2 tRNA genes and 3 rRNA genes are annotated in these 5,452 nt (G+C 50.6%); all 5 read right to left on the bottom strand.

Annotated elements, in window-relative coordinates:
• Positions 1 to 44 precede the first annotated feature (44 nt).
• The 5 genes from rrf to GGR42_RS16775 all read right to left on the bottom strand — a co-directional run bounded on the left by rrf (position 45) and on the right by GGR42_RS16775 (position 5,265).
• Positions 45 to 157 (bottom strand): 5S ribosomal RNA (gene rrf, locus GGR42_RS16795).
• Positions 158 to 293: 136 nt separating this feature from the next.
• A 23S ribosomal RNA gene (locus GGR42_RS16790) occupies positions 294 to 3,119 on the bottom strand.
• 227 nt (positions 3,120 to 3,346) lie between these two features.
• A tRNA-Ala gene (locus GGR42_RS16785) sits at positions 3,347 to 3,420 on the bottom strand.
• Between the two features lie 162 nt (positions 3,421 to 3,582).
• Positions 3,583 to 3,656, bottom strand: a tRNA-Ile gene (locus tag GGR42_RS16780).
• A gap of 87 nt (positions 3,657 to 3,743) precedes the next feature.
• Positions 3,744 to 5,265, bottom strand: a 16S ribosomal RNA gene (locus GGR42_RS16775).
• Together the 16S, 23S and 5S rRNA genes with 2 tRNA genes alongside form the textbook arrangement of a ribosomal RNA operon.
• Positions 5,266 to 5,452: the final 187 nt, after the last annotated feature.

The following is a 5,452-nucleotide window of genomic DNA, read 5'->3' as shown; positions in this document are numbered from 1 at the left end:
ATAGTGCATAAAAAAAGCCCCTTACATGTGTAAGGGGCTTTCAAGAAAGGCGGCGGCCTACTCTCCCACCCTTGTGGGGCAGTACCATCGGCGCAGACGGGCTTAACTTCCCTGTTCGGAATGGAAAGGGGTGGGCCCCGTCGCCATGGCCACCCAGATTTTAAGTCGATCAAGGATCGACCATCGACCATCTTGGCCGATCAATATCTTTGACATATATGTACAAAATGTGCCCATGGGGCCCTACAGAAACAGCTTCCAACAATAAATAATCCAAGGAAATACCGAGGGGCGTGCGCAAGCCTACGGATAATTAGTACCACTCGGCTACATGCATTGCTGCACTTCCACCTATGGCCTATCAACGTGGTCATCTCCCACGATCCTTTAAAGAAATCCCATCTTGTGGCGGGTTTCGCGCTTATATGCTTTCAGCGCTTATCCCATCCCGACATAGCTACCCAGCAATGCCCCTGGCGGGACAACTGGCGCACCAGCGGTCAGTCCAACCCGGTCCTCTCGTACTAGGGTCAGATCCACTCAAATTTCTAACGCCCGCAGTAGATAGAGACCGAACTGTCTCACGACGTTCTGAACCCAGCTCGCGTGCCACTTTAATGGGCGAACAGCCCAACCCTTGGGACCTTCTCCAGCCCCAGGATGTGACGAGCCGACATCGAGGTGCCAAACCCCCCCGTCGATGTGAGCTCTTGGGGGAGATCAGCCTGTTATCCCCGGCGTACCTTTTATCCTTTGAGCGATGGCCCTTCCATGCGGAACCACCGGATCACTATGCTCTACTTTCGTACCTGTTCGACCTGTATGTCTCACAGTCAAGCACCCTTGTGCCATTGCACTCTACACACGATTGCCAACCGTATTGAGGGTACCTTTAGAAGCCTCCGTTACTCTTTTGGAGGCGACCACCCCAGTCAAACTACCCACCACGCACTGTTCCCTCTTTGAGGGTTAGGCCCCGGACAAACGAAGGCTGGTATTTCAACAATGGCTCCACAACGCCTGGCGACGCCGCTTCAAAGCCTCCCAGCTATCCTACACATCCCTTGTCCAAGGTCAATACGAAGCTATAGTAAAGGTGCACGGGGTCTTTTCGTCCCACTGCGGGTAACCGGCATCTTCACCGATACTACAATTTCACCGAGCTCATGGCCGAGACAGTGTCCAGATCGTTGCACCATTCGTGCAGGTCGGAACTTACCCGACAAGGAATTTCGCTACCTTAGGACCGTTATAGTTACGGCCGCCGTTTACTGGGGCTTCAGTTCAATGCTTCTCCGAAGATAACATCTCCCCTTAACCTTCCAGCACCGGGCAGGTGTCAGGCCCTATACTTCATCTTTCGATTTTGCAGAGCCCTGTGTTTTTGATAAACAGTCGCCTGGACCTCTTCACTGCGGCCCCCCTTACAGGGGGCGACCCTTCTCCCGAAGTTACGGGTCTATTTTGCCTAGTTCCTTAGCCATGAATCTCTCGAGCGCCTTAGAATACTCATCCCAACCACCTGTGTCGGTTTACGGTACGGGCTGCTTCACTTGTTTTTCTCGGAGGATGTTAAACTGGATTGTCACCGCGGCCGAAGCCTTGGTGTACTATCGGGGCATCACTGCTCCCTTCAACGTACAATTCCGTCTGTACGCACCAGCGCCACATCCCCGTCACTTTTAGCGTGAGCAGGTACGGGAATATTAACCCGTTGTCCATCCACTACCCCCTTCGGGTTCGCGTTAGGTCCCGACTGACCCCCAGCTGATTAGCATAGCTGGGGAAACCTTGGTCTTTCGGCGTGCGGGTTTCTCGCCCGCATTATCGTTACTTATGCCTACATTTTCGTTTGTAGCTCCTCCAGCATACCTCGCGGTACACCTTCAGCGGCACTACAATGCTCCCCTACCCCTCTATAAATAGAAGTCACAGCTTCGGTGATATGCTTATGCCCGATTATTATCCATGCGGAACCGCTCGACCAGTGAGCTGTTACGCACTCTTTAAATGAATGGCTGCTTCCAAGCCAACATCCTGGCTGTCTGTGCAGTTCCACCGCGTTATATCAACTTAGCATATACTTTGGGACCTTAGCTGGTGATCCGGGTTCTTTCCCTCTCGGACATGGACCTTAGCACCCATGCCCTCACTGCTTAAAAACATTTTATAGCATTCGGAGTTTGTCAGGAATTGGTAGGCGGTGAAGCCCCCGCATCCAATCAGTAGCTCTACCTCTATAAAACTATTTAAACGCTGCACCTAAATGCATTTCGGGGAGTACGAGCTATTTCCGAGCTTGATTGGCCTTTCACCCCTACCCACAGGTCATCCCAAGACTTTTCAACGTCAACGGGTTCGGTCCTCCACTATGTGTTACCACAGCTTCAACCTGCCCATGGGTAGATCGCACGGTTTCGCGTCTACTACTACTAACTAAAGCGCCCTGTTCAGACTCGCTTTCGCTACGGCTCCGGACCTGAAGTCCTTAACCTTGCTAGCAACAGTAACTCGTAGGCTCATTATGCAAAAGGCACGCCGTCACCCCAAAGGGCTCCGACCGCTTGTAGGCGTACGGTTTCAGGATCTATTTCACTCCGTTATTCACGGTTCTTTTCACCTTTCCCTCACGGTACTGGTTCACTATCGGTCTCTCAGGAGTATTTAGTCTTGGCGGATGGTCCCGCCGGATTCATACAGGGTTTCACGTGCCCCGCACTACTCAGGATACCACTATCGGTAATGGTCTTTACTCTTACAGGGCTATCACCTTCTATGGCTCCTCTTTCCAAAGGATTCTGATTCATAACACACCAAATATCGTGGTCCTACAACCCCAATATTGCCGGAACAACATTGGTTTGGACTAATCCGCTTTCGCTCGCCACTACTAACGGAATCACTTTTGTTTTCTCCTCCTCCGGGTACTTAGATGTTTCAGTTCCCCGGGTTTGCCCACCTTACGGTGTAACTGGCCTTCAACCAGCTGGGTTGCCCCATTCGGACATCTGCGGATCATATCGTATGTGCCGATCCCCGCAGCTTTTCGCAGCTTATCGCGTCCTTCTTCGCCTCTGAGAGCCTAGGCATTCCCCATACGCCCTTTTGCAGCTTGTCGCACTATCCTGTAATAAAACAGATGTGCCCGCTCGTAATCCTTAAATAATTATTGTTTTCTCTACTACGTGTATACGTATTTTTCATGTTTCTGTGTCGTATAAAGATTGCTCTCTATACACACTTTGTACCAATATGTCAATGAACTTTGTCAAAATATTCCGCTATCCGGGCAACTTAAATTGCCCCTCAAACTTCAATTTTGAGAATGCCACAAAAGCATCCATCGTGGAGAATATCGGAGTCGAACCGATGACCTCCTGCGTGCAAGGCAGGCGCTCTAGCCAGCTGAGCTAATCCCCCATTTTTCAGTCGTCAGCTATCAGTTAACAGTTATCAGTTAATCGATGACTATACGCCAACTTGGGACACCCAACTTCTAAAATTTCCAGTATTTCAATTTATATGAACGTTTTGAACAATCCTCCAACAAGTGCTTGGCACCTGGGCGGACATCGTCAAATGTAGTCCCAGGCAGACTCGAACTGCCGACCTCTACATTATCAGTGTAGCGCTCTAACCAGCTGAGCTATGGGACTGTTTATCCAATATTTTTGGGTTGACAGAAAAGAGAACAAAATGTTCCTTTGGAACAGAACCTATGATTTAAATCGTCGTTTCTCTAGAAAGGAGGTGTTCCAGCCGCACCTTCCGGTACGGCTACCTTGTTACGACTTAGCCCTAGTTACCAATTTTGCCCTAGGCCGCTCCTTACGGTGACGGACTTCAGGCACCCCCGGCTTCCATGGCTTGACGGGCGGTGTGTACAAGGCCCGGGAACGTATTCACCGGATCATGGCTGATATCCGATTACTAGCGATTCCAGCTTCACGGGGTCGAGTTGCAGACCCCGATCCGAACTGTGACCGGTTTTGTGGATCCGCTCCTGCTTGCGCAGTGGCTTCCCGCTGTACCGGCCATTGTAGCACGTGTGTAGCCCAGGACGTAAGGGCCGTGATGATTTGACGTCATCCCCACCTTCCTCACGGTTTGCACCGGCAGTCCCGTTAGAGTCCCCATCTTGACATGCTGGCAACTAACGGTAGGGGTTGCGCTCGTTATAGGACTTAACCTGACACCTCACGGCACGAGCTGACGACAACCATGCAGCACCTTGTAAGTGGTCCGAAGAAAAGAATGTCTCCACTCTATGCAACTTACATTTAAGCCCTGGTAAGGTTCCTCGCGTATCATCGAATTAAACCACATGCTCCACCGCTTGTGCGGGCCCCCGTCAATTCCTTTGAGTTTCATTCTTGCGAACGTACTCCCCAGGTGGGATACTTATCACTTTCGCTTGGCCGCCCAGCCCGAAGGCCGGACAGCTAGTATCCATCGTTTACGGCGTGGACTACCAGGGTATCTAATCCTGTTCGCTCCCCACGCTTTCGTCCATCAGCGTCAGTATATGGTTAGTGACCTGCCTTCGCAATCGGTATTCTATGTAATATCTATGCATTTCACCGCTACACTACATATTCTAGCCACTTCACCATAACTCAAGACCGTCAGTATCAAAGGCAATTTTATGGTTGGGCCACAAACTTTCACCTCTGACTTAACGGCCCGCCTACGGACCCTTTAAACCCAATAATTCCGGATAACGCTCGGACCCTCCGTATTACCGCGGCTGCTGGCACGGAGTTAGCCGGTCCTTATTCTTACAGTACCGTCATCAGGGTTCACGAACCCCTTATTCTTCCTGTATAAAAGCAGTTTACAACCCATAGGGCAGTCATCCTGCACGCGGCATGGCTGGATCAGGCTTCCGCCCATTGTCCAATATTCCTCACTGCTGCCTCCCGTAGGAGTCTGGTCCGTGTCTCAGTACCAGTGTGGGGGATCCCCCTCTCAGGGCCCCTACCCATCGTGGCCATGGTAAGCCGTTACCTTACCATCTAGCTAATGGGACGCATACTCATCCTTTACCGTATCCTTTAACATGTATATGATGCCATAAACATGTACCATGGGGGCTTAATCCAAATTTCTCTGGGCTATACCCCAGTAAAGGGCAGATTGTATACGCGTTACGCACCCGTGCGCCACTCGTCATCTTCTTGCAAGCAAGAAATGTTACCGTTCGACTTGCATGTGTTAGGCCTGCCGCTAGCGTTCATCCTGAGCCAGGATCAAACTCTTCATCGTTGTTCTGTATATAACTTCACAACTCTCCAAATCCAAATCCCGTCCCTCTAGGATATTCTGTTCTCTTAATTCTTATACAGACATCACTGCCTGTATACGCTGTCTTCCCAATATGTCAATAGAACTTATCTCTTTCTCAATAAACCCGAGAAACAATCTCTTGCCCCTCTAAGCGGGTGCAAATATA

The organism is Saonia flava, from assembly GCF_011927795.1.
Lineage (GTDB): Bacteria > Bacteroidota > Bacteroidia > Flavobacteriales > Flavobacteriaceae > Saonia > Saonia flava.
This window is presented reverse-complemented; position numbering and strand designations above follow the sequence as displayed.